A 22,353-nucleotide genomic window follows, 5' to 3' on the forward strand; every position below is an offset into this window, starting at 1 on the left:
CATCGAATCCTTCGTGGCCAAAGACAAACTCTTCGACGCCGACCTGAAAAACCTGTTCACCCCCACCACACCCTGACAACGACACCAGAACCACGCCCTTGCACAAGCCGAGTCAGATGACTGATGCGTGGCCGAGAACCGCCTGCCAGAGTCGTCCCCGGCGGTGGGTGCGGCAGCAGGTCGCCGGGCCGGGGGGAAGGACAGAGCGCGATGACGTCGATCGCCGGAGCCTGGGCAAGCGTGCCCGAAGCCTGGGGAAGTGTTCTTGACGTCGTACGACAGCCTGTCTGGGCCGTCGACGCCGAGCACACCGTGCGTTACGCGAACCCGGCGGCTGCCGAGACGACGGGACACACCCGGCCGTCCGACCTGCTGGGCCGCGACGGACGTCCGACAGCCACGCCCACCACGCACACCGCGCCCGGGGCGCCGGAGCCGGCACCGGCCGGCCTGGACGCTCCCGAACGGGGCACGGGCCTGCTCAGCCGCGCCGACGGCTCGCTCCTGCAGGTCGCCTGGACCCGCGTTCCCCTGCCCCAGGCGGACGGCGACGTAGCCCTGTACATCTTCCAGCCACTCGCCGAGCCGGATCCCGTCGGCTCGGCGCCGCAGGATCCGCGGGCACCCCTCCGGCTCATCGCCCACCGGCAGGCGGAACGGGAGCGGCGGTACGCCGAGATCCTCCAGTACGAGGCACAGGAACGCATGGTCAGGGCTCTGCTCGGGCTCCACATGGCCCGGCAGTCGCTGGGCGCGATCCCGTCCCCCGGGGCCGATCTGCTGCACGACGCGGTACGCGACGCCGAGGAGGCCCTCGCGGGCGTCCGCGAGGTCACCGACGCCCTGTGCCCCGGCGCTCTGCGTGCCGGAGGACTGTCCGCGGCGTTCGCCGCCCTCGCCCGGCGGCACCCCGGACGGCTGAGTGTCTCGGGCACCCTGTCCGGCCGACTGCCCCGGCTGATCGAGACCCAGGCCTATCTCCTGGTCGCGGAGGCCGTCGAGCGAGCCGTGGAGCACGGCGCGGCCGCCCGTGTCCACGTCACCGCAGACCGCGGCCCGGACCTGCTGCTCACCATCGTCGACGACGGAGCACCGCCCGTGACGACGGCCGACCAGGCGGCACTGAGCGCCCTGACCGAAAGGGCCGTCAGCCTCGATGGCACCTTGACGGTGAGCCACACCTCCGGCACCGGCACCACGCTCACCGCGACCGTCCCCCTCCGCCCGGCCGACGGTCCCTGAGAGCCGCGCACGCCTGTTCAGTCCCGCAGCGGGATCTGGATCAGGATGGTGGTGCCGCCGCCGGGCGGGGAGTCGATGGCCAGCTTGCCGTCGAAGGCCGCCACCCGGTCCGTCAGCCCGGTCATCCCGCTGCCGGCGGTCGCCTTGCCGACACCGCCGACCCCGTCGTCGGCGACCTTGATGCGCAGGACGTCCCCGAACTCGATGGACACGTCGACCCGGGACGCCTGGGCGTGCTTGACGGCGTTCGTCACCGCCTCAGCCACCACGAAGTAGGCGTTGGACTCGACGGTGGAGGAGATCCGCCGCTCGTCCCTGGTCTCGACGACGGTGGGGACCGGGCAGCGGGTCGCGAGGTCCTTGACCGCCGCCACCAGCCCCTTCACCGTCAGCACGAGCGGATAGATGCCCGAGGCCAGTTCGCGCAGCTCGTTGATCGCGGTCTGTGCGTTGTCGATCGACTGGTCCAGCAGGTCGGCCGTCGCCGTCTCCGTCTCGGGCAACATCTCCCGTGCGAGCCGCAGCCCGATCATCAGGCTCACCAGACGCTGCTGCGCGCCGTCGTGCAGATCCCGGGCGGTACGCCGGTGCACGGCCTCGGTGCTCTCCATGATCCGGCGGCGGCTGTCCTGAAGCGAGGCCGCCATGCTGTTGAACGAGCTGCCCAGCGCGTCGATCTCCGCCACCCTGCTGGGCCGGATGCGCATGCTCAGGTCGCCGCCCGCCAGCTCCTGCGCGGCGGTGGCCGCCCCGCGCACCGGCCGTACCACCGCACGGTGCTGCAGGATCGTGAAGACGGCCACGAGCGCCATTGACGCCGCGAGCCCCGCGGCCGCCGCGAGCACCGCCTGGTGGCTGTTGGTGCCGGCGGCGTCGGTGCGCTCGGCGAGCTGCGCGCGTTCGTCCGCCGTGTACCGGCCGAACTGGGTCCGCAAGGTGTCGACGCGCTCCTTGCCCTCCATGGTCGTCGCCAGGGAGGACGCCTCCGGATCGTCCCTCCGGACCATCCGGACCAGGGGGACCGAGTAGTCGTCGAGGAAGGAGTCGACGCCCTGGGCGATCTGCACCGCGGCACGCCGCTGTTCCGTGGAGGTGGCGCTTCCGACAAACCGCCGCGCCGCCGCGGGGAGCTCGGAGCGCGCCTGGTGCCACGGCTGAAGAAACGTTTCGTGCTCGGTGATCACAAAGCCTCGTTGCCCGGTCTCGAGATCGAGGAGCAGCCGCTCCATGGTCCCGGCCTCGACGAGCGCGGTACGGGAGGCCCGACGGGCCGAGGTGGAGCTGTTGGCGTCGGAGATCGCCCACAGCAGCACCCCGAACGCCACACCGATCAGCAGGGCGAGCAGGCCACTCGCCGCGACCGTGAGGCTCGTCAGCCCCAGTCGCCGACCCCTGTACTCCTGCTGCGCGCTCATACCCCGCCTACCGATGGAAAGAATCCAGACACCCCAGAGTGTGCAATGTATCTCCAGCCCATGGGAAGGTGTGCCGATCGCGCACATACCCCGCCGGTCAGTGATGGCCTGGCGTCCCGTGTCCAGCCGAGAGGCGGACCCGCGCCCACATACCTGTGCACACATCCATGTGAACGGCGAAGGGCGTCCGACTCGTGTCCCTCACGTCAGGTAACGACGCCCCGTCGCTGTCCCCGCGCCGCTCCGCGCGGGCGCGCCACCGGGTGTCCCGCGTGTGTGAGTGAGGCTGCGATCAAGATGAGTGCGGATATGTCTGGTGCGGCGGGCGGGCGGCCGAGCCCGCAGGACGTGGCGGAGCTGCGGCAATCCGTCACCGGCCCGGTCCTGGAGCCGGGCGCGGTGGGGTACGAGGCGGAGTGCGCCACGTTCAACCTGGTCTGCCCGCTGCGCCCGGCCGTCGTGGTCGGCGCGAGCCGCGAGCAGGACGTGGTGACGGCGGTCCGCTTCGCCGCCCGGCACGGCCTGCCGGTCGCGGTGAAGACCGCCGCCCACCAGGTGGTCTCCCCGGCGGAGGGCGGGCTGCTGATCACGACACAGCGCATGAAGGGGATGTCCGTCGACGCCCAGCACGGCACCGCACGCGTCGAGACGGGCGTGCGCTGGAGCGAGGTGCTGCCGCTCGCGGCCGAGGCCGGCCTGGCCCCGGTCGTCGGCTCGGCACCCGAGGTCGGTGTCGTCGGCTACACGCTGGGCGGCGGTCAGAGCCCGCTGCTGGGCCGCACCCACGGCTACGCCGCCGACCACGTACGACGGCTGAACGTCGTCACGGCGGACGGCGAACCGCGCCGGGTGACCCCACAGAGCGACCCGGACCTGTACTGGGCACTGCTGGGCGGCAAGGGCAACTTCGGCGTCGTCACCGAGATCGAGTTCGACGTCTTCCCGGTCACCCGCTTCTACGGCGGCGGCATCTACTTCGCCGGCGAGCACCTGCCTCAGGTGCTGGACGCCTGGCGGGCCTGGCTGCCGACAGTGGGGGAGGACATGACCTCCTCCCTCGCCGTCCAGCGGCTGCCCGACCTCCCCGAACTGCCCGACCCGCTGCGCGGCGCCTTCGTGATCCATCTGCGGATCGGCTACCTCGGTTCGGCGGCCGACGGCGAGCGGCTCCTCGAGCCGCTGCGGGCGTCCGCGCCGGCCCTGATCGACCTGGTCGGGGAGAAGCCGTTCACCGCGATCGCGGAGATCCACATGGACCCCGTCGACGCGATGCCGTACTACGACCGCAGCCTCGGCCTGGCGGAGCTCTCCGCGAAGACCGCTCAGACCCTCGTGGAACTGACCGGCCCGGAGTCGGGATGCACCCTGGTGAACGTCGAGATACGGGCGCTCGGCGGCGCCTTCGACCGGGAACCGGAGTTCCTCAACTCCGTGCCCAGCCGCGGCCTTCCGTACGCCATGTTCGGCTTCGCGGTGGGCGGCCCGGACCAGGCGGAGCCGCTGCGGGCCGAGCTGGCGCGGGTCTTCGACGGCCTGGCCCCCTGGGCGGACGAGCGGAACCTGGTGAACTTCCTCTCGCCGGACGAGGCGACCGACACCGAGGCAGTGCGCGAGCTGTACGGGGCACAGCGGTACGAGCGGCTGGCCGCGTTGAAGAGGACGTACGACCCGGCCAACCTCTTCCGCTTCAACTACAACATCACCCCCGCCTGATGACGCCACACGTGCTCCAACTCCATGTGAATCACGTGTGCCTCGCCCGGTGAACCCGCGGCGTCCCCGTATCCGTGTGAAGGGCGGCAGGTTCTCGCCGTCGGCCGGGGCGGGGACCAGGCGGCGGTTTCCGGATGGTCCTCATCCGGGCAGGCCGCTTACCGGGTTCCCCTTCCCGTCCCCGCTGTGGGGGCGAGGACGGGAAGGGGAACCCGGTGCCGCGGCCCCTTCCGGTCGTTGAACCGATGACGTGCACGCACTACAGGTGAGGGAGTTGCGGTGACGGATCTCGCGGCCGCGGTCGAATCGGTGGCACAGCTGTCCACGGTCTGGCGCGCCATGGTGCTCGACCGGGACGAGCAGGCGGACGTCCGCGACCTGCCGGGCATCGCCGTCCGCTGGGCGGACTGCCGCTTCGCCTTCTGGAACGCGATCACCCTCGACGAGGTCGGCGCCGACCGGGAACTGCTGGAAAAGCGCCTGCACCAGGCCGCGGACATCATGAGGTCGAAGCGACGGCCGGGCTTCCTGTGGCTGTTCGAGGACCTGCTCACGGACGACGCGCGTGACGCACTCGAGGACGCCGCACAGCGCGCGGGCCTCGTCCACGCCTTCCCCGGCACCGGCATGGCCGGCGACCTGCTGCCCGTCCCCGAGCCCCACCACCCCGAGCTCACCTTCCAGCGAGTCACCACCGACGCGCAGCTCACGGCCTACGCCGACATCAACTCCCGCGCCTACGGCTTCGATCCGGAGGACGGCCGCGACGGACTGGCCGGCTCCGCGCTGTGGAAACGGGAGGTGTACGCCTACCTGGCGCTGCGCGACGGCACCCCGGTCGCGTGCGCCGCGACCGTCGAGGCCCAGGGCCGCCTGTTCGTGATCCTGGTCGCCACCGACCCGGACCAGCAACGCCGCGGCTACGGCGAGGCGGTGACCCGCAAGGCACTGTACGAGGGTGCCCGCGCCACCGGCCTGACCCGAGCCACCCTGCACGCGACCGTGGCCGGGGCTCCCGTGTACCCGAGGATCGGCTTCGAGCCGAACTCTCCCCTGCGCTTCTACACCCCGGCGAGCTGACCCATGACCACCCACGCCGCGCTCCAACGGGCGGCGCATCGCACCGTCAACTGACTGATGTGCGTTGTTTGTCCGCTCGTGCAGGCTGACGGCAGCCGACGCCTCCGGCGTGTCCCGACACGGAGAAGAGGACCTGGCGTGACACCGGTCGAGCAGCACCGTTCACTGAAGAGCAGCAACCCGATACTGGCCCGGCCGCGGTTCGAGCGGCGGGGCGGGCAGAAGACGGCGGCCAGAGACCCGCGCGCGGGGATCGCCGTCGGACAAGGCCGCAGCTCACCGGGCCAGGACCTCGACCAGGTCCACGGCGACGACACCGACCCGCCGCCCCTGTCCGTCGGCAACCTGCTGACGATGCAAGACGTCCTGCCCCGCTGGCTGGCAGGGCTCGGGGTGACGACCCTCGCCGTCACCCTGTCATGGGTCCTGCTGCCTCATCTGCCCGTCGGTACGGCCGTGGCCTACGCCGTCGTCGCCGGCACCGGACTGCTCGGCGCGGCACTGGTGGTGATCCAGTGCCGCCGCAAACTGCCGTCCCCTGCCCTGACCCTGACGTTCGCCGCCCTGCAGGGCAGCTGTCTGGGCGTGCTCTCCACCACCGCGTTCAGCCGCCTCTCCCCGGGCCTGCTCGTTCAGACCGTCCTGGGGACGATGGCGACCTCGGCGGGGATACTCCTCGCCCACCGGCTGCGCTGGATGCGCGTGCACCGACGGCGGTACGGCTACGTGGGTGCCGTGGTGCTCGCCGGGTGCTTCCTCGCGCTCGCGGACGCGGCCCTGTTCCCCCTCATGGGCGCTGACGGCCTGGGCCTGCACTCCATCGGCCTGGGCGTTCTCATGGGCGTGGTGGGCATCGCCCTCGCGGTGTCGTTCGTGCCCCTGCACCTGCGCAGGATCGAGGACGCCCTCACCCGCGGCACACCCCGTGACCAGCGCTGGCCGGCCGCTTTCGGGCTCACCCTCAGCCTGACCTGGCTGTACGTGGAGATGGTCAGGCTGCTCACCCTCTACCCGGCCGACGACTTCTACTGATCCCGGCCCCGGCTCCGCCGGCCCTCCGGCCCGGACTCGGGGCACAGCCCCCGCATCAGCACATCGAAGAGCCGCTCGACCCGCGTCCCTTCCTCGCTGTCCGCGTCCACCCGCCACAGCGGACCGAGCAGGACGAGCACGTCCTCTGCGGTCGTTCCCGGGGCGATGGTCCCGGCGGCCACATTGGCCGCCACCAGCGCCGACAGGGCGTCCGACAGCGGCCGGTACGCCCGCCGGCACTGCTCCGTCGCCGCCTCGCAGGCCCCGCTCATCGCGTCGGCGAACTCCGGCGTGCACCGCCCGACGTACAGCAGGTGCCGCAGCCAGGCGCACAGTGCGCGCTGCGGGGACAGGGTGCCCAGGAGTTCGGGCACGGCGGCCACCAGTTCCTCGACCTCCTCCCCGTACACCTCGAGCACCAGCGACTCACGGGTGGGGAAGTGGCGATAGAGCGTGCCCTGGCCCACGCCCGCCCTGCGCGCGATGGATTTCAGCGAGGTGTCACCGGGAGCGGCGAGCACCTCTGCCGCCGCCTCCAGGATGCGCATACGGTTGGACAGTGCGTCCGATCTCATCGATGCTCCGGGTCCCTCTCCGTCGAGGCGCACACATTTCACTAGGCCCCGTCGAGACACGTATTCTCACTGAAACCTACACCGACATGTGCTCGGGCGGACACGCCGGACACACGTCACCCAAGACCCTGCCGAACAGAAGGCCATCGCATCCCATGTCCCATGACACAGTCGCCTCCGGCGCCGCCCCGCAGCGGCGCATGCCGGCCATGGAGCGGCTCGCCGAGCTGACCGCCGTCCTCGGTGCGGACCTCGACCAGGGCCGCTGGGCCCCCGGACCGCTGGAACGATCCCTGGCGGGGCGGCTGCTGATGGCCTGCGCCGGGGACGGTCAGTTCACCCCGGTCCGGCTGCGCGAGGTTCTGTGGGAGGGCAGCGTCGCCCTGACGTACGTCGGAGGGGGCCGCCTCGCTCACTTCCTGGCCGCGCTGCACGAGGTGTCCGCGCATCCGGCCCCCCAGGCCGACCGGGACACCTCGCCGGGCGGCGCCGCGGAGCTGGTGGAACGTATCGCCGCGGGCACCCCCGGGCAGGGCGACCACGGGTTCCGAGCCGGACCCGCAGTCAGATGACGGATGTCCTCGCCCTTTGGGTCCGGAAAACTCCGTGCCACGACGTACGCACCGGGCGCCAGAGGGGGAGAGGGCATGACGAGACGTGACAGGTTCAGCCGACCGGGCGGCGGCCCTTCGCCGGCCACGACGTCACCGGCCGGTCAGCGGTCCCACGGTCACCGCTCGGCCCGGCCCGCCATCGCGCTGGTGCCGGGCACCGGCGCCGGCACCCGGGCCGAGCTGTCGACGCTGACCCGGCAGCCCATGCCCGGGGGCGTGCGAGGCGCGATCGTGACCCCGGTGCACGGCACTCTCATGGCCACCTGGGTGCCGCTGGAGGACTCCTCGCGCATTCCGCAGGGCCACGTCCTGCTGGCCTGGACACCCGGGGGTGAGGGCCGGACCGACGTCGTGGCCCATCTGGGCCTCGCAGGCGCCCAGGTGCTGCTGGCGGTGTGGCCGGGTCTGCGTGGCGAGTGGTCCGACGTGGTCCGTCCCACTGTCGCCGAGGTGACCGAACTGCACGCCGCGCTCCGGCTCGTCACCGTGGTCCTGGACCGCCTCACGGACTGACCGCGCCGGGGCCCGCCTGCTCGTCCGGACCGCCGTGCGAGCGGCCACAGGCCCGTCACACGGGTGAACAGAGAGGCCGGGGGCCGACGGGGGATGAGCGGAGGCCACGGAGGAATCCGGTGAGGATCTCCAGCGTGCGATCCGGCTCCTCGAAGGTCGCCGCGTGTCCGCCCCGCACGGCGGCCAGTCGCGCTCCGGGCAGGCCGTCCGCGAGGTCCACCGCATGCTTCGGTGCCACGAACCGGTCCCCGGCGGCCGCCACGACCAGCGTGGGGGCCGTGACCGAGGGAAGGTCGCGGCGGACGTCGACGGCGAGAGCGAGGGCGATCTGCCGGGCGGTGCCGGGAGCGGTCGTCATCAGCCGGGAAGCGAGGTACCGGGCCGTCTCCGGTGTGCGGGTGGCCAGGAAGTCCTCGGAGAAGGCCAGTGAGGTCAGGAAGGTGTGCAACTGGTCGTCATGGCGGGCGAGCAACGACGCCCAGGTCTCCAGCCTGAGCCACAGCGAGGTGTGCGGCCGGGCGAAGCCGGACAGAGTGACCAGACCGCGCACCCGGTCGGGATGACGGGCGGCGACCTTGATGGCGACGGCCGCACCGAGCGAGGGCCCGGCGATCACGAAGTCGCCGAGGCCGGCCTGCTCAGCGGTTGCCAGCACCTGGTCTGCCACGGCATCGATCTGGAGACGGCCGACGGGTAACGGGCTGCACCCCGACCCGGGCAGGTCGGCGAGGACGACGGTGTGCTCGGCCGCCAGCCGGGCGAGCAGTGTCTCCCAGGTCAGGGCCGAGGTGCCGCCGACACCGGGCAGGAGCACCAGACCGGGCCCGCTGCCATGGACGTCGTACGCGAGCATGCGCCACCTTCTCTCACATGTGCCTCGGGAGCAGGAGCTCAGGAGGTGCACTCGGGCATGAGCTTCCCTAGGAGCACGAGAGAGGGCGGCCGAGGGTTCACCTACGTGGTTGTGTCCCGGGCCGCCTCGGGCTCTGCCGACTCCGTGGTCCAGGAGGTGAGGATGCGCAGGGCGTCGTGGGAGGGGCTGCCGGTCTCGGCGGTCAGGACCATCAGGCGCTGTCCGGAGTCGTCGGCCGCGGCCCAGGTGTCACAGTCGAGGGTGAGGTCGCCGACCAGCGGGTGGCGGTAGTGCTTGGTGCCGTAGGTGGCGCTGTTGACCCGGTGTTCGGCCCACCAGGTGCGGAAGTCGGGGTCCTGGATGGTCAGGTCGCCGACGAGACGGGCGAGATCGGGGTCGCCGGTGTCGGCGGCGGCTTCCATGCGCAGCGCGGCGACCGCGTCCCGGGCGTCATGGGCCCATTCGCGGTGCAGACCGCGGATGTCGGGGTCGAGGAACATCAGACGCAGGTAGTTGCGCCCGGCCGCCGGGACGGCGGCGAAGTCCGTGTAGAGGGCGGTGGCGGCCGCGTTCCAGGCGAGGATGTCCAGCCGCTTGCCGAGCACCAGGGCGGGGGCGTGCGGGAGCTGGTCCAGCAGGCGCCGCATGGCGGGACGCACCCGCTGCACGGCGCGGCGACGGCTCGGGCGGTCGTCGGCGCGGCCGGCGAGTTCGTACAGATAGCGCTGCTGGTCCTCGTCGAGGCGCAGGGCGCGGGCCAGGGTGCTGAGCACGGAGGCGGAAGCGCGGACGCGGCCCTGTTCGAGGCGGGTGTAGTAGTCCACGCTGATCGCGGCGAGGGCGGCGACCTCCTCACGCCGCAGCCCCGCGATGCGGCGGGCGGACTCCGTCTCGGGCAGGCCGCACTCGCCAGGCTCCAGCTGCGCGCGGCGGGCCTTGAGGAACGCGCCGAGTGCCCGGGGGTCGGAGTGTGAGGTCATGGGTCCATTCTCCTGCGGTCCGCACACCCGCGACGTGGCACGGGCATGGTGTGGCCGAGGGCGGCGGGGCGTCAGGCCCCGCCGCCCTTCGCGGGGGGTCAGCGAACGGTGGCGCGGGCCGCCCGCTCGATCACGTCGGTCACCAGACGGGGGTGGGAGACGGCGACGGAGTGGGAGGCGGCGACCTCGGTGGTGTGCGCGTGGGCGCGCTTGGCCATGAACCGCTGCACGGCGGGCGGGATGTTGAGGTCCTCGGTGGTGATGATGTCCCAGCTGGGAATGGTCTTCCAGGCGGCCGTGGTGGCCTTCTCCTCCAGCGCCGACTGGGCGATGGGGCGCTGCTCGGCGGCCATCAGGGCGGCCTGCTTCGCGGGCACGTCGGCGGCGAACTGGTGGCGGAACTTGTCCTGCTGGATGTACAGGTCGGTGACGGTGGAGCCGTCGGTCTGCTGGTAGGTGACCGGGTCCAGGGTGCCGGGCAGGGTGGAGCCCGGGTACTTGTTGGTCAGCTCCAGGGCGCTCTCGCCGGGGGCCGGCAGGAAGGCGGCGACGTAGACCAGGGCCTTGACGTCGGCGTCGTCGGTGGCGGCCTCGCTGATGACGTTGCCGCCGTAGGAGTGGCCGACGACGATCTTCGGGCCCTTGACGTGGTCCAGGACCGCGCGCAGGGCGGCGGCGTCGGAGGCGGGTCCGCGCAGCGGGTTGGCGGCGGCGACGACCGGGTAGCCGTCGGCGCGCAGGCGGGAGACGACGCCGTTCCAGCTGGAGCCGTCGGCGAAGGCGCCGTGCTCCAGGACGATGGTGGGCTTGACGTGCTTGCCGGCACCGGCCGCTTCGGCGGTGTCGGTCGCTCCGCTGGCGGTGCCGCTGAGGGCGAACGCGCCGAGCGCGAGCCCCGCCGTGGCCGTCGCGACGGCTCCCGTGATCAGCCGCTTACGTCCGCCCTTGATGCTCACCACGACAAAGTCCTCTCGGGAAATCTTCTCGGTAACTGCGGTTCCGTCCTTGCCGGACAACGTCACCGCTTTAACTGGTGACGAATCTGTCATGTGGTTCATCACCTGTCAAGGTGGTGACGAAGAAGGGTGAGGCTTCCGGTTCGCCCACGTGCAAGCCCGGAGAACTGCGCGGAGCAACGTCCCGCGCTGGCGCCTGCCCCCCGCGCGGCTACTTGGCCCAGGGGTCGCGCACGATGATGTCCGCCAGCGCCGACGCACACCCGGAGAGCATCCGCTCCCCCTTCTCGGCACTCGCGACCCGGGCGTCGCCCGCCACCCCGGACTCCGTGATCCGCTCGAAGGGCACGGCCATGTACACCGGCTCGGTGGACTCCGCGGGCAGCGTGATCCGCGGCCCGTACGCCTCGGGCAGGTGCTCGGCGCGGATCAGCCCGGGGTGGGCGGCCATCATCATGGACGTCTCCCCCTCGCACGCGTGCATCAGGCCGTCCTGGGTCTCCAGGGTGTCCCGTACGACCTCCCGCCCGGCGCCGAAGTAGCTGGCGAACGCGATCGGCGTCGACAACTCCGTGGTCAGTTCGGTCGTCAGGGCGTTGAGGGCGGTCATGTTCCCGCCGTGCCCGTTGACGATCAGGATGCGTGAGAAACCCGCCCGGATCACGGAGCGGCAGAGGTCACGCAGCAGCGCGTGCAACGTCGGCAGACTCAGGGTGAGGGTGCCGCCGAACGCCATGTGATGCTCCGACAGGCCTGTCGGCACGGACGGTGTCACCACCACGCCGGTGTGCTCGGCGGCCAGCACCGCGGCCCGCCGGCACACCTCCGCCGCCAGGAAGTCGTCGACACCGGTGGGCAGATGAGGGCCGTGCTGCTCGGTGGCCCCGATGGGCAGCAGGACCACCGCGTCCCGCGCCGCGAGAGCGCGCAGTTCGGCGGCGGTCAGACGGTTCCACAGGACTTCACTCATCGGGGCTCCTCGAGATCAGAAGGTGTCGAGATCAGAGGCGATCGGCGTCGACCACGGCCTGTGCGAAGACCGTGGGCGCTTCCTGCGGCAGGTTGTGGCCGATGTTCGCGATCGTGCGGTGCTCGTACGCGCCGGTGAAGTGGCTGCGGTAACCGGCGCCGTCGCCCGGTGCGGTGAAGGGGTCCAGGGCCGGGTCGAGGGTGATCGTGGGCACGCCGATGGACGGCTGCGCCGCGAGCAGCTTCTCGTAGCGGTCGTAGTGGTGGTCGCCCTTGATGAGGCCGATGCGCCACCGGTAGTTGTACAGGACGATGGCGGCGTAGTCGGGGTTGAGGAACGCCTGCGACGTGCGCGCGTAGGTGGCGTCGTCGAAGGTCCAGTTGGGGGAGACGAGCGTCCACACATAGCGGCACAGCGCGAGGCGGTCGTCGACGTTCTCCATGGCCTGCTTGCCGCGGTCGGTGGCGAAGTACCACTGGTACCACCAGTTGTGCTCGACGGCCGCGGGGGCGGGCGAGAGCTGCGCCTTGCGGTCGGTGATGACGTAACCGCTGGTGGAGACGAGGGACTTGACCCGCTCGGGCCACAGCGCGGCGATGATGTCGGCGGTGCGCGATCCCCAGTCGAAGCCGGCCAGGACGGCCTTGTCGATCTTCAGAGCGTCCATGAACGCGATGAGGTCCAGCGCGATGGCGGACTGCTCGGCGGTCCGGGGCGTGTGCCGGGACAGGAAACGGGTGCTGCCGTGACCGCGCAGATACGGGACGAGGACGCGATAGCCCTGGTCGGCGAGGAGCGGGGCGACGTCGACGTAACTGTGGATGTCGTACGGCCAGCCGTGCAGGCAGATCACGACCGGGCCGTGGGCGGGTCCGAGCTCGGCGTAACCGACGTTCAGCAGTCCGGCCTTGACCTGCTTGATCGCAGGGAACTCGGTGTGCGTACCGGGGGCGATGGTGGGCACCGTGGCGGCGCTCGACTGCCGCGCGGCGGTCGCGGCGGACGCGTTGGTCGGCAGGCCGGACAGCGAGACCGCGGCCGCGCCGGTGCCCAGGCCGACGGCCTTGCTGAAGGTGCGCCTGTTGATCATGTGAAGCCTTCCGTCATATGTATCCGATGTCGTCCCGCAAACCCGTGAACGGGGGTGCCGGGACACACTCTCGTCCGCAACGAAACCGGACACATCAGTCATGTGACGGTCATACGCCGACCGCGGTCCGGGGCGTACGACGTCTTAAGCCATGTACACGCCCGTCCCCGCCGACTCCGGAAGCCCCTCTGCACCGATACGGCGACATAGAGGGTGAAAGGGGTAAGTGTCAGGTAGCTTGAGGGCCCATGCCCCGCAGATACGTGTCGACCACCACATCCGCGGCCTGCCCCGCACTCAGGTGTGACAACTGCTGTGCGGCCAGGTTCACCAGTTCCACCAGCAGGGACTGGGCCCACCCCGACGGCTGGTCCCGGCGCAGGACCCCCTCCTCGGCGGCGCGGCGGAGGAAGGTGTCGACCTCGGCGAGGCAGGCGTCCCTGCGTCGGCGTACCTCCCCGTCGGCGAGCATGCGGGCGAGATCGACCGGCCAGGTGCGGTTGATGACGATGATGTTCTCGACGTAGCGGTGCAGCGCGACGGCGACAGGGGCCTCGCGCAGGCGCGCGTCCTCGAGGGCCCGCTCAATGGCCGAGAGCCGGGTTTCGTAGATGGCGGCGAGCAGCTCTTCGCGGTTGGCGAAGCGGCGGTAGACGGTACGCCGGTCGACGCCCGCCTCGGCGGCGATGCCCGCGACGCTCACACCTGGGTCGGCGGCGAGCATCCGGGCCCCGGTCGTCAGGACGGCTGCCAGATTGCGTGCTGCGTCGGCTCTCATCCTTGAAGAATATCGCTCATGTGGAGCATCAAAAGAACTAAAACCACGATGATGTGCATGTACAGATATCAAGTGCTACATTGAAGTGGCAGTTAAAGAGCAAGGCTGAACGAGCTGAATCGAAAGCACCGAAGCGCATCAGAAGAGAGAAAGCACATGATCACCTACGACCGGCTCTTCATCGCAGGCTCCTGGGTTGAGCCGAGCAACCCGGAGCTGCTGGACATCGCCTCACCGCACGACCAGGCCGTGGTCGGCCGTGCCGCGCAGGCCCAGCTGGCGGACATCGACCGCGCGGTCGCCGCGGCCCGCGCCTCCTTCGACGCGGGGGAGTGGCGGCTGACCCCGCCCGCGGAGCGGATCGCGGTCCTGCGGCGGTTCAACGCGCTGCGCGAGGAGAACGCGGAGAAGATCGCCTCCCTGATCTCGCTGGAGAACGGCTCGGCCGGCTGGTTCACCCGCGCCGGACAGCCCGGTCTGACCCGCCAGGCCAACGCCTACCTGAAGGCGGCCGAGGAGTTCGCCTGGGAGGAGACGCTCGTCCCCTCCGACCCGGCGGCCCCGGTGCGCAGCGTGGTGCGCCGCGAGGCGATCGGCGTCGTCGCCGCCGTCATCCCGTGGAACTCGCCCTTCTCCTCCGCTACTTCGAAGATCATCCCCTCCCTGCTCGCGGGCAACTCGGTGGTCCTGAAGGTCTCCCCGGAGAACTCGCTGAGCATGGGCTTCCTGGCCGAGCTGCTGGAGCGGGCGGGCCTGCCCGAGGGAGTGATCAGTGTCCTGCCCGCCGACCGTGAGACCAGTGAGTACCTGGTGTCGCACCAGGACGTCGACAAGATCGCCTTCACCGGCTCGACGCGTGCCGGGCGCCGTATCGCCTCGATCGCCGGCGAGCAGCTCAAGCGGGTCAGCCTGGAGCTCGGCGGCAAGTCCGCCGCGATCATCCTGCCCGACGCCGACATCGACAAGGCCGTCGCGGGCGTGAAGTTCGGCTCCCTGCTCAACAACGGTGAGTCCTGCATCGCCCAGACCCGCATTCTCGCCCCGCGCAGCCGGTACGAGGAGGTCGTGAGCGGGCTCAAGACGCTGGTGGAGTCGTTGAAGGTCGGCGACCCGGGCGACCCCGACACCTTCATCGGCCCGATGATCCGCCCCGACCAGCAGGAGCGGGTACGCAACTACATCCAGCTCGGCATCGAGGAAGGCGCCCGCCTGGTCACCGGCGGCCCGCAGATCCCCGAGGGCCTGGAGAAGGGCAACTACGTCACACCCACCGTCTTCGCCGACGTCGACAACTCCATGCGCATCGCCCAGGAGGAGATCTTCGGCCCGGTCCTGGTGGTCATCGCCTACGACGACGAGGACGAGGCCGTGCGCATCGCCAACGACTCCGAGTACGGCCTGTCCGGTGGCGTCTGGTCCGCCGACGAGGAACACGCGCTCGCCGTCGCCCGCAGGGTCCGCACCGGCACCATCACCGTCAACGGCGCCTCCGTCGCCTTCGACGGCCCGTTCGGCGGCTTCAAGGCCAGCGGCATCGGCCGCGAGTACGGCGCGGTCGGGCTCGGCACCTACACCGAGTACAAGACGATCACCGTCTGACCTCCGGCAGGGGCTCCTCGGGTCGGGGAGCCCCACCGCGGCCTCCGGGTCCGCTGCCGAACGCAGTAGCAGCAGGAACGGGTCCAGCTGGCCGGCGTCGGGTGCGGTGCGCTCGGCCGGGCGCGCGGGCCAGGGAGTGCGTCAGGCCCGCCGGGTGAGCGCCGACCACCGTCCGCGGGCCGAAGGCGCGGTCGACGGCCTGGGCCCGGGCGGACGCCCCCCATATCCGGCGCGGCCCCCGGTCAGGCGGCCACAGGGCGGGAGGGACCGTCCGTCAGAGAACCGCGTGGTCCGCGGCCCCCGGGAAGTCCGTGCTGAGCGCCAGCTCCCTGCCCGCCTCGAACTCCGCCCGCAACTGCTCCAGCTTGACGCCGATGCGCCGCTGGGCGTCGCTGCCCAGCACCACCCAGTGCGCCAACTCCGGTGCGCCGACGGCCTGGTAGATCGCCTCGGCCGCCCGCTCCGGGTCACCGGGGAACATCTCCGGCGTAAGGCTGCTCATCATCGCCCGGAACGCCCCCGCGGTGGCGGCGTAGTCCTCGATGCCCTCGCCGGACACCTTCGTACGGTTCTCGATACCCGTACGGAACGAACCCGGCTGAATGATCATCGCGTGCAGGCCGATCGGTTCGATCTCCTGCCACAGGGCCTCGGTGAAGCCCTCCAGCGCGAACTTGCTCGCCGAGTAGTAGCCGTTGGCCGGCAGACTCGCCAGGCCGTCCATCGAGGAGACGTTGACGACGATGCCGCTGCGCCGCGCCCGCATACCGGGCAGCACCCTGCGCGTGAGCTCCACCGCGCCGAAGAAGTTGACCTCGAACAGCCGGCGATAGTCGCTCTCCTCCTGCTCCTCCAGCGCGCCCACGAAGTCGATGGCCGCGTTGTTGACGAGGATGTCGATGCCACCGAAGCGCTCCTGCGCGGCACGGACCGCCGCGACCCGGTCGCCGGCATCCGTGACGTCGAGCTTGACCGCCAGCGCGGTCTCCGGATAACGCGCGGCCAGTTCGGTGGTGGCGCGCGTCGAACTCGCCGTCGCCACCACCTGCTCACCGTGGGCCAGCACGTGTTCGGCCAGGGCCTTGCCCAGACCGCTGGAAGCACCGGTGATGAGCCAGGTCTTGCGGGACATGAGATATCTCCTTCGGATCGGATGACAGGTACAGATGTGTCGTCAGGGGGATGGACGTGAACGGGGGGAGGGGACGAATGGGCGGCGGGGGTGCCTACTCCCCGGCCGGGAAGTCCGCCGCGCCGCTCGCCTCGGCCCACTTGCGGGTCTCGGCGGCGCGCGCCTCACCCGCCTCCAGGGCCATCGTCACGGCCTGGGCACCGAGCAGCAGCCGGCGCGGCGGGTCGTCATGTCGTACGACGTCGATGAGGACCCGGGCTGCGCGGACCGGGTCACCGGGCTGGGTGCCGTTGTTCTCCGCCCGGTACGTGTTCATGGCGCCGACGGTCTCCTCGTAGTCGGCACCCACGGCGTGCAGCTCCATCGAGGAGCCCTGCCAGTCGGTCCGGAAGGCACCCGGCTCGACGATGACGACGGTCAGACCGAAGGGCGCCACCTCGTTGGCCAGCACCTCGGAGAAGCCCTCCACCGCGAACTTCGCGCTCTGATAGGCACCCATCCCGGGCGTGCCGCCCACCCGACCGCCCAGCGAGGAGAACTGCACGAACGTCCCCGAGCGCTGCGCGCGCAGCACCGGCAGGGCGGCCCGGGTGACATGGACGACGCCGAAGAAGTTCGCCTCGAACTGGCCCCGGAAGTCGTCCTCCGCCATCTCCTCGATCGGGGCGCTGTTGGCGTACCCGGCGTTGTTCACGACCACGTCCAGCCGCCCGAAGGCGTCGACGGCGGCCTGGACGGCGTCCCGGGCGGCGACGGGGTCGGTGACGTCCAGCGCCACGGTCCGCACCCGGTTGCCGTACCGGTCGACGAGGTCGGCGAGCTGCTCCGGCCGACGCGCGGTCGCCACGAGCTGGTCGCCGCCCTCCAGCACCGCTTCCGCCAAGGCACGCCCGAACCCTCGGGACGCACCGGTGATCAACCATGTAGAAGCCATGGGATTGCCCTTCTTGTCGCTTTCGGCCCACTCTCTCGGCTGGGGCGGCATCGGGCTTGCGTCGATTGGCTGGCGGTCTTCGCGCCTCTGACGGGCGACGAGAGGTGACATGTAAGTCATTGCGCTGCTGATCGCCACGCGTACGGTCCACATGGGAACACCCAGTCACACATGTATCTCGCGCGGCCGCGAGGCAGTCGACATGTATGAACACGTTGTATGGTTGAGGCGCCGAGAAACCCACCCCCTCCGAAGGCGGCACAGGTATGACCTCGACAACCATCCCGTTCGGACCGCGCGCCACCGCGGCGGACGTGCTCGCCGGAGTCGATCTGAGCGGGCGCCGCATGATCGTCACCGGTGGGGCCTCCGGCCTGGGCGTCGAGACGGTCCGCGCACTGGCCGGTGCGGGCGCCCAGGTGACGGTCGCCACCCGCGACCCCGCCGCCGCCGAGCCACTGGCCAAGGAGCTGCCGGGCGTACGGACCGCCGCCCTCGACCTCTCCGACCTGGCCTCCGTCCGCGCCTTCTGCGCCGACTGGAGCGGGCCCCTCGACGCCCTCGTCGCCAACGCCGGCGTGATGATGCTGCCGACCCGGCAGGTCAACGCGCAGGGCTGGGAGATGCAGCTCGCCGTCAACTACCTCGGCCACTTCGCCCTCGCCATGGGCCTGCGCCCCGCTCTCCAGGCCGCCGACGCCCCCCGCGTCACCGTCGTCAGCTCCGGCGCGCAGCTGCGGGCCGGCTTCGACTTCGACGACCCGCAGTTCGAGCACCGCCCCTACGACCCGTTCCTCGCCTACGCCCAGTCCAAGACCGCCGACGTGCTGCTCGCCGTGGGAATCAGCCGCCGCTGGGCCGAGGACGGCATCGCCGCCAACGCCTGCGCGCCCGGCTGGATCCACACCAACCTCACCCGCCACCTCGACCCGGCGACCATGCGGGCGCTCGGCGCCATGGACGCGGACGGCAACCTGCTCACCCCGGACTACTACAAGAACCCGGCCCAGGGCGCCGCCACCACGGTGCTGCTGGCCGCGTCACCGCTCCTCGACGGCGTCAACGGGAGCTACTTCGAGGACAACCAGGAGTCCGAGGTGGTCGACGGAGGCCCCGACGTGATGGGCGGTGTCGCGCGGTGGTCGGTCGACCCCACCGCGGCCGACCGCCTGTGGGACCTCGCACTGCCCCTGCTCGGCTGACCCACGCACGGCGCCGAACCCGCACAGGACCTATGAAGGAACAACATGAACGACGACACGCGCGCCCCGCACTTCCTCCTCGTGCACGGGGCATGGCACGGATCGTGGTGCTGGCGCGAGCTCCAGGACCTCCTCACCGAGCGCGGCCTGACCAGCCACACCGTCGACCTGCCGAGCGTCGTCCCCGAGGGAGCGGAGGGCAGGCTCCCCGGCCTGCTGGACGACGCCCGCGTGGTCCGCGAGGCGATCGACACCCTCGAGGCACCTCTCGTGGTCGTCGCACACTCCTACGGCGGCGCCCCCGTCACCCAGGCGGCCGTCGGCGCGGCCAACGTGGCCCACCTGGTGTACGTGTCCGCCTTCGCCCTCGACGAGGGGGAGAGCCTGATGACGTGCTTCGGCGGCGAACAGCCGGACCTCACCACGGTGGAGGGCGTCATCCCCGTCCGGGAGAACCCGGGCACGACGCTCTACAACGATGTGCCCGACGACAAGAGGGACGCCGCCCTCGCCCGGCTGCTGCCGCAGAGCGCGCTCTCCTTCGCCGAGCCGGTGAACCGGGCCGCGTGGAAGGCCCTCCCCTCCAGTTACGTGTTCTGCGACGACGACCAGAGCCTGCCACCCGCCTACCAGGAGCCGTTCGCCCAGCGGACCGGCACCACGTACCACCTGCCCAGCGGCCACAGCCCGCTGCTCTCCATGCCGGACAAGCTCGCCGACCTCCTCGACGAGATCGCCCAGAGCGTCCGATGAGACCCGTCACCCGACGCCAGGCGGACCACCACGCCGCACGCGCGGCGGCGACCCGGGCGCGGGTGATGAGCACCCTGGAGCGGTTGCTCGACTCCGGCGAGGCCTTCTCCGAGATCAGCGTCCAGCGGATCCTGGAGGAGGCCGGCGTGTCCCGGGCCACGTTCTACGCGCACTTCGAGAGCAAGCCGGAGGTCCTGGTCCGGCTCACCGACCAACTGCGGGAATCCCTGCTGGAGTTGGCCCGGCAGTGGGACCCGGGCGCGGGCCAGGACGGAGCCGAGCGGTTCGCCCGGTTCTTCGAGGAGGTGATCACGATCCACCGTGCGCACCAGGGCGTGCTCACCGCGGTCCGTGAGGCGGCGGCCTACGACCCGGCCGTGAGCGACTTCTACACAGCCGACCTCGAGGGCTTCGACGAGGCCGTGCGGCGGACCCTGCGCGCCGAACAGGCCGCCGGATCGGCCCCAGCCGACCTCGACGTCACCGCCGCGAGCCGCGTCATCGTCTGGGGCGGCGCCCAGGCGATCGCTCACCACATCGCCGTCGACGCCGGCAGCGGCGACACCGCCCTCGCCCGGGAACTCGCCCGGATCTGGTGGCACGGCGCCTACCGTCGCCCCTCGGACTGAGAACGAGAGCATGAATTCGGCCCGCGCTCCGGCCACGGAAGGCACGTCCGTCGCCCTGGTCTGCAGGTCCGCCTCGCACGCCGATGAGCAGGCGGTGGCGCCCGGCCGAGATCAACGTCAAGGCCCCCGGGTATCTCGGGCGCGTGCTCCACGAGCCACCCCATCGCGACACGTTTCTCGGCAACCGCCCTGCGGGGCCCGGACCGGCAGCGCCCCAGCGTCGCCTGCCCCTGCGCCCGGAGGCCCACCGCGGCCCACTGGGGGCCGGCTCCCCGTCCACCTCGACCGCCGCGGAGAGGTCAGCCGGTCCCCGGCTCCGCGATGAGAGCGGCGGCCGCCTGCTGTGCGAGCCAGTGCTCGGTCTCTTCCCAGGACCAGTGGTGTTCCGCGATGAACAGGCGCCAGGACGGCAACCCGAACAGGAACCACAGCATGTCGGTGGCACGCTCCTGGCTCAGGCCGGCGCGGAGCGCGCCCAGTTGCGCCAGGCGTTCCGCGAGCACTCCCAGCGCCTGGCGGTAGGCCGCGGCCACATGGTGGAGCTCCTCCTCGACACCGCGCTCCACGGCGGCGGCCGTGATCATGACCTGGACGATGTCGAGATGACGTTCGTTGTCCAGACGCACCCCGTGCGCCATGGCGTTGATCGCGGCCCTGGCATCGGTCGCGGAGCGGACCTCCTCCAGTGTCCGTTCCACGACCGGATCGTCCACTCCGCGGTTCATGAGGACCGTGAGGATGGCGGACTTGCCGCCGGTACTCGCGTACACCGTGGGCACCGCGGTCCCGGCCTCCCGCGCGATGTCGCCGATGGTGACCTTCGCGTACCCGTCCCGGACGAAGAGCCGCAGGGCGGTGTCGAGAATCGTCGCCCGGGTGCCCGCGGCGGCTTCCGCCCGTTTGTCGTTACGGTACGGTCGCCGCTGGCCGCTGGTCCGTGCGCTCATGGGTTCCTCTCCGGTCCCGGACGCCTCGTCTCTGCCGCCCACCGCCCATGATGCCTGGCCGCCTCCGGGCCTCCGGAGTGCAGGTTCCCGTCGCCCCACGGCACTGAGCGGTCCCGGCGCCGTACGCCGGGACCGCTCACGTGGAAGGCCTTCGCCTGGCGGCCGCAGCTGTCAGCCGACCAGCCCGGCCAGCTCGTCGGCGACCTCGCGAGGCGAGGGCATGGCCGCGATCTGCTCGGCGGCACGGCGCGCGTTGGTCCGGTACTCGTCGGTGTCGAGCACCTCGACCACCGCCTCCGCGACCGCGGCGGGCCCGGCGGGCGGCATGACGGCGACGCCCGTGCGCGCGCCGGCGACGGCGCCCGCCTGGAGGAACTGGTCGGCGCCCTGGGGGACCACCACCATCGGCAGACCGCGCGAGAGGGTGCCGAGGGTCGTTCCGGCTCCGCCGTGGGTGACGACCAGGTCGATGCCGTCGAGCAGTTCGGCCAGCGGGGTGAACCCGACGAACTCGACATGGTCGAAGCCGTCGCCGTAGTCGGCGGCCGTGGCGGTCAGACCGAGGGTCACCACCAGGTCGGCCCTGGCCGCGAGGGCCTCGATGACCGGGCGCAGCACCTGGGGCGCGGCGAAGTGGGTGCCGAAGGAGAGCAGCACCCTGGGCCGGGCACCGCCGCTGCCGACGGACGTGGCGGGCGTCGCGGGGGCGCCGGGGCCGCGGTGGGCCTCCGGGCGCAGGGGCAGGCGCCCCTGGGGCGACTCCCAGTCCGGGCCCCGCAGTGCCTCGGGGCAGGGATCCAGGTACCAGGTGGGCCGGGGCACGGTCAGGCCGCGCTCCTTGTACCGGCGTTCGGCCACCGCGTCGAAGGCGTCGGTGAACCGGGAGGGGATGAGGGGGCCGAAGGCGAGCTTGGCGTAGGGCAGGTCGAGGGCGGCGGCGACGAGCGGGCCGACGTAGTCGGTGGCCTCGGCGACGATCAGGTCCGGGCCGAACTCCCGGGCGGCGGCGATCGCGGCGTCCGCGGTCAGGTCGATCCGGGCGCCGGCGAACAACTCGGCGGCCACGGCCGGGTCGGGCACCGTCGGGTCGTCCACGCCGGCCAGCCGGGCCGCTTCCACGAGCAGCTCGTGGATCTCGGGGCCGACGGGAAGCAGGGTGATGCCTTCGGCGGCGAACAGCGAGGCGAAGGACGCCGAGGTGATCACCGCGACCTCGTCACCGCGGTCGCGGAAGGCGCGGGCGAGGGGGAGCTCCGGCAGCAGGTGGCCGTGCTGCGGAGTGCTGGAGAAGAGGATACGCATGTGTTCAGCGTAGGGCATTGAATAAAGTGTGCCCCTATCCAATA

Annotated in this window: 22 protein-coding genes; 10 read left to right on the forward strand and 12 right to left on the reverse strand. The window is 71.4% G+C overall.

The features are described from left to right. The first annotated feature begins 210 nt into the window (after window positions 1–210). Window positions 211–1,242 (forward strand): PAS domain-containing protein, encoded by a 1,032-nt coding sequence (locus ACIOHP_RS49170; protein WP_401898257.1) that lies wholly within the window; start codon window positions 211–213, stop codon window positions 1,240–1,242. 17 nt (window positions 1,243–1,259) lie between these two features. On the opposite strand, the gene ACIOHP_RS49175 is transcribed toward ACIOHP_RS49170, so the two are convergent. Beyond that, window positions 1,260–2,657 carry a CHASE3 domain-containing protein gene (locus ACIOHP_RS49175; RefSeq protein ID WP_401898259.1) on the reverse strand — a complete coding sequence of 466 codons (1,398 nt, stop codon included), beginning with the start codon at window positions 2,655–2,657 and terminating at the stop codon, window positions 1,260–1,262. Window positions 2,658–2,966: 309 nt separating this feature from the next. Here ACIOHP_RS49175 and ACIOHP_RS49180 point away from each other — a divergent pair, with 309 nt between their 5' ends. The 3 genes from ACIOHP_RS49180 (at window position 2,967) to ACIOHP_RS49190 (ending at window position 6,482) form a co-directional block, all read left to right on the forward strand. Next, window positions 2,967–4,370 carry an FAD-binding oxidoreductase gene (locus ACIOHP_RS49180; protein WP_401898260.1) on the forward strand — a complete coding sequence of 468 codons (1,404 nt, stop codon included), beginning with the start codon at window positions 2,967–2,969 and terminating at the stop codon, window positions 4,368–4,370. Window positions 4,371–4,649: 279 nt separating this feature from the next. After that, entirely contained in the window at window positions 4,650–5,450 is an 801-nt protein-coding gene (locus ACIOHP_RS49185) for a GNAT family N-acetyltransferase (protein ID WP_401898261.1), read from the forward strand. 138 nt (window positions 5,451–5,588) lie between these two features. Further along, window positions 5,589–6,482 (forward strand): Bax inhibitor-1/YccA family protein, encoded by an 894-nt coding sequence (locus ACIOHP_RS49190; RefSeq protein WP_401898263.1) that lies wholly within the window; start codon window positions 5,589–5,591, stop codon window positions 6,480–6,482. Here the strand turns inward: ACIOHP_RS49190 and ACIOHP_RS49195 are convergent. Next, complete coding sequence (locus ACIOHP_RS49195; RefSeq protein WP_401898265.1) at window positions 6,476–7,057, reverse strand: TetR/AcrR family transcriptional regulator; 582 nt, start codon at window positions 7,055–7,057, stop codon at window positions 6,476–6,478. The genes ACIOHP_RS49190 and ACIOHP_RS49195 overlap by 7 nt on opposite strands. Window positions 7,058–7,212: 155 nt before the next feature. Here ACIOHP_RS49195 and ACIOHP_RS49200 point away from each other — a divergent pair, with 155 nt between their 5' ends. Further along, the gene (locus tag ACIOHP_RS49200) at window positions 7,213–7,629 is read left to right on the forward strand and encodes a hypothetical protein (protein ID WP_401898266.1); all 417 of its coding nucleotides are present in this window, start codon (window positions 7,213–7,215) and stop codon (window positions 7,627–7,629) included. Window positions 7,630–7,704: 75 nt separating this feature from the next. Then, complete coding sequence (locus ACIOHP_RS49205; RefSeq protein ID WP_401898268.1) at window positions 7,705–8,184, forward strand: hypothetical protein; 480 nt, start codon at window positions 7,705–7,707, stop codon at window positions 8,182–8,184. A gap of 55 nt (window positions 8,185–8,239) precedes the next feature. Here ACIOHP_RS49205 and ACIOHP_RS49210 read toward each other — a convergent pair whose 3' ends face one another. The 6 genes from ACIOHP_RS49210 to ACIOHP_RS49235 form a co-directional block, all read right to left on the reverse strand. Beyond that, window positions 8,240–9,037 carry an alpha/beta fold hydrolase gene (locus ACIOHP_RS49210; RefSeq protein ID WP_401898271.1) on the reverse strand — a complete coding sequence of 266 codons (798 nt, stop codon included), beginning with the start codon at window positions 9,035–9,037 and terminating at the stop codon, window positions 8,240–8,242. A gap of 101 nt (window positions 9,038–9,138) precedes the next feature. After that, the gene (locus ACIOHP_RS49215) at window positions 9,139–10,017 is read right to left on the reverse strand and encodes a helix-turn-helix domain-containing protein (protein WP_401898272.1); all 879 of its coding nucleotides are present in this window, start codon (window positions 10,015–10,017) and stop codon (window positions 9,139–9,141) included. 98 nt (window positions 10,018–10,115) lie between these two features. Then, the gene (locus tag ACIOHP_RS49220; RefSeq protein WP_401898274.1) at window positions 10,116–10,976 is read right to left on the reverse strand and encodes an alpha/beta fold hydrolase; all 861 of its coding nucleotides are present in this window, start codon (window positions 10,974–10,976) and stop codon (window positions 10,116–10,118) included. A gap of 208 nt (window positions 10,977–11,184) precedes the next feature. Continuing rightward, window positions 11,185–11,943 carry a creatininase family protein gene (locus ACIOHP_RS49225; protein WP_401898277.1) on the reverse strand — a complete coding sequence of 253 codons (759 nt, stop codon included), beginning with the start codon at window positions 11,941–11,943 and terminating at the stop codon, window positions 11,185–11,187. 31 nt (window positions 11,944–11,974) lie between these two features. Next, window positions 11,975–13,033 carry an alpha/beta fold hydrolase gene (locus tag ACIOHP_RS49230; RefSeq protein WP_401898280.1) on the reverse strand — a complete coding sequence of 353 codons (1,059 nt, stop codon included), beginning with the start codon at window positions 13,031–13,033 and terminating at the stop codon, window positions 11,975–11,977. A gap of 229 nt (window positions 13,034–13,262) precedes the next feature. Continuing rightward, a complete protein-coding gene (locus ACIOHP_RS49235) occupies window positions 13,263–13,757 on the reverse strand; it encodes a TetR/AcrR family transcriptional regulator (RefSeq protein WP_401898329.1) in 495 nt (164 codons plus the stop codon). Between the two features lie 210 nt (window positions 13,758–13,967). Between ACIOHP_RS49235 and ACIOHP_RS49240 the strand changes: the two genes are divergently transcribed. Next, window positions 13,968–15,410, forward strand: coding sequence for an aldehyde dehydrogenase (locus ACIOHP_RS49240; protein WP_401898281.1), 1,443 nt, complete (start codon window positions 13,968–13,970; stop codon window positions 15,408–15,410). A 274-nt stretch (window positions 15,411–15,684) separates the two neighbouring features. Here the strand turns inward: ACIOHP_RS49240 and ACIOHP_RS49245 are convergent, their stop codons facing one another. Further along, window positions 15,685–16,542, reverse strand: a complete 858-nt coding sequence (locus ACIOHP_RS49245) for an SDR family NAD(P)-dependent oxidoreductase (protein ID WP_401898282.1) — start codon at window positions 16,540–16,542, stop codon at window positions 15,685–15,687. 94 nt (window positions 16,543–16,636) lie between these two features. Continuing rightward, a complete protein-coding gene (locus tag ACIOHP_RS49250) occupies window positions 16,637–17,476 on the reverse strand; it encodes an oxidoreductase (RefSeq protein WP_401898284.1) in 840 nt (279 codons plus the stop codon). Between the two features lie 266 nt (window positions 17,477–17,742). On the opposite strand from ACIOHP_RS49250, the gene ACIOHP_RS49255 reads away from it, so the two are divergent. Genes ACIOHP_RS49255 through ACIOHP_RS49265 form a run of 3 tightly spaced genes read left to right on the forward strand, consistent with a single transcriptional unit; the run spans window position 17,743 to window position 20,060 of the window. Continuing rightward, on the forward strand, window positions 17,743–18,678 hold the full coding sequence (locus tag ACIOHP_RS49255) for an SDR family NAD(P)-dependent oxidoreductase (protein ID WP_401898286.1): 936 nt from the start codon (window positions 17,743–17,745) through the stop codon (window positions 18,676–18,678). 45 nt (window positions 18,679–18,723) lie between these two features. Further along, window positions 18,724–19,431, forward strand: coding sequence for an alpha/beta hydrolase (locus tag ACIOHP_RS49260; RefSeq protein WP_401898288.1), 708 nt, complete (start codon window positions 18,724–18,726; stop codon window positions 19,429–19,431). Beyond that, window positions 19,428–20,060: a TetR/AcrR family transcriptional regulator gene (locus tag ACIOHP_RS49265; protein WP_401898291.1), complete on the forward strand. Its 633-nt coding sequence runs from the start codon at window positions 19,428–19,430 to the stop codon at window positions 20,058–20,060. Before ACIOHP_RS49260 ends, ACIOHP_RS49265 begins: the two co-directional genes overlap by 4 nt. A gap of 299 nt (window positions 20,061–20,359) precedes the next feature. Here the strand turns inward: ACIOHP_RS49265 and ACIOHP_RS49270 are convergent, their stop codons facing one another. After that, complete coding sequence (locus ACIOHP_RS49270; RefSeq protein WP_401898292.1) at window positions 20,360–21,007, reverse strand: TetR/AcrR family transcriptional regulator; 648 nt, start codon at window positions 21,005–21,007, stop codon at window positions 20,360–20,362. 171 nt (window positions 21,008–21,178) lie between these two features. Then, entirely contained in the window at window positions 21,179–22,309 is a 1,131-nt protein-coding gene (locus ACIOHP_RS49275) for a glycosyltransferase (protein ID WP_401898294.1), read from the reverse strand. Between the last annotated feature and the right edge of the window lie 44 nt (window positions 22,310–22,353).

Source organism: Streptomyces sp. NPDC087859 (genome assembly GCF_044742595.1).
GTDB classification, from domain to species: domain Bacteria; phylum Actinomycetota; class Actinomycetes; order Streptomycetales; family Streptomycetaceae; genus Streptomyces; species Streptomyces canus_F.

What these genes read in the sequence shown, in the direction of transcription:
- ACIOHP_RS49205 (WP_401898268.1), top strand. Translation starts at nt 7,705, where the DNA reads ATGACGAGACGTGACAGGTTCAGCCGACCGGGCGGCGGCCCTTCGCCG.
- ACIOHP_RS49265 (WP_401898291.1), top strand. Translation starts at nt 19,428, where the DNA reads ATGAGACCCGTCACCCGACGCCAGGCGGACCACCACGCCGCACGCGCG.
- ACIOHP_RS49260 (WP_401898288.1), top strand. Translation starts at nt 18,724, where the DNA reads ATGAACGACGACACGCGCGCCCCGCACTTCCTCCTCGTGCACGGGGCA.
- ACIOHP_RS49210 (WP_401898271.1), bottom strand. Translation starts at nt 9,037, where the DNA reads ATGCTCGCGTACGACGTCCATGGCAGCGGGCCCGGTCTGGTGCTCCTG.
- ACIOHP_RS49255 (WP_401898286.1), top strand. Translation starts at nt 17,743, where the DNA reads ATGACCTCGACAACCATCCCGTTCGGACCGCGCGCCACCGCGGCGGAC.
- ACIOHP_RS49230 (WP_401898280.1), bottom strand. Translation starts at nt 13,033, where the DNA reads ATGATCAACAGGCGCACCTTCAGCAAGGCCGTCGGCCTGGGCACCGGC.
- ACIOHP_RS49225 (WP_401898277.1), bottom strand. Translation starts at nt 11,943, where the DNA reads ATGAGTGAAGTCCTGTGGAACCGTCTGACCGCCGCCGAACTGCGCGCT.
- ACIOHP_RS49240 (WP_401898281.1), top strand. Translation starts at nt 13,968, where the DNA reads ATGATCACCTACGACCGGCTCTTCATCGCAGGCTCCTGGGTTGAGCCG.
- ACIOHP_RS49215 (WP_401898272.1), bottom strand. Translation starts at nt 10,017, where the DNA reads ATGACCTCACACTCCGACCCCCGGGCACTCGGCGCGTTCCTCAAGGCC.
- ACIOHP_RS49180 (WP_401898260.1), top strand. Translation starts at nt 2,967, where the DNA reads ATGTCTGGTGCGGCGGGCGGGCGGCCGAGCCCGCAGGACGTGGCGGAG.
- ACIOHP_RS49270 (WP_401898292.1), bottom strand. Translation starts at nt 21,007, where the DNA reads ATGAGCGCACGGACCAGCGGCCAGCGGCGACCGTACCGTAACGACAAA.
- ACIOHP_RS49195 (WP_401898265.1), bottom strand. Translation starts at nt 7,057, where the DNA reads ATGAGATCGGACGCACTGTCCAACCGTATGCGCATCCTGGAGGCGGCG.
- ACIOHP_RS49235 (WP_401898329.1), bottom strand. Translation starts at nt 13,757, where the DNA reads ATGCTCGCCGCCGACCCAGGTGTGAGCGTCGCGGGCATCGCCGCCGAG.
- ACIOHP_RS49200 (WP_401898266.1), top strand. Translation starts at nt 7,213, where the DNA reads ATGTCCCATGACACAGTCGCCTCCGGCGCCGCCCCGCAGCGGCGCATG.
- ACIOHP_RS49170 (WP_401898257.1), top strand. Translation starts at nt 211, where the DNA reads ATGACGTCGATCGCCGGAGCCTGGGCAAGCGTGCCCGAAGCCTGGGGA.
- ACIOHP_RS49250 (WP_401898284.1), bottom strand. Translation starts at nt 17,476, where the DNA reads ATGGCTTCTACATGGTTGATCACCGGTGCGTCCCGAGGGTTCGGGCGT.
- ACIOHP_RS49275 (WP_401898294.1), bottom strand. Translation starts at nt 22,309, where the DNA reads ATGCGTATCCTCTTCTCCAGCACTCCGCAGCACGGCCACCTGCTGCCG.
- ACIOHP_RS49245 (WP_401898282.1), bottom strand. Translation starts at nt 16,542, where the DNA reads ATGTCCCGCAAGACCTGGCTCATCACCGGTGCTTCCAGCGGTCTGGGC.
- ACIOHP_RS49175 (WP_401898259.1), bottom strand. Translation starts at nt 2,657, where the DNA reads ATGAGCGCGCAGCAGGAGTACAGGGGTCGGCGACTGGGGCTGACGAGC.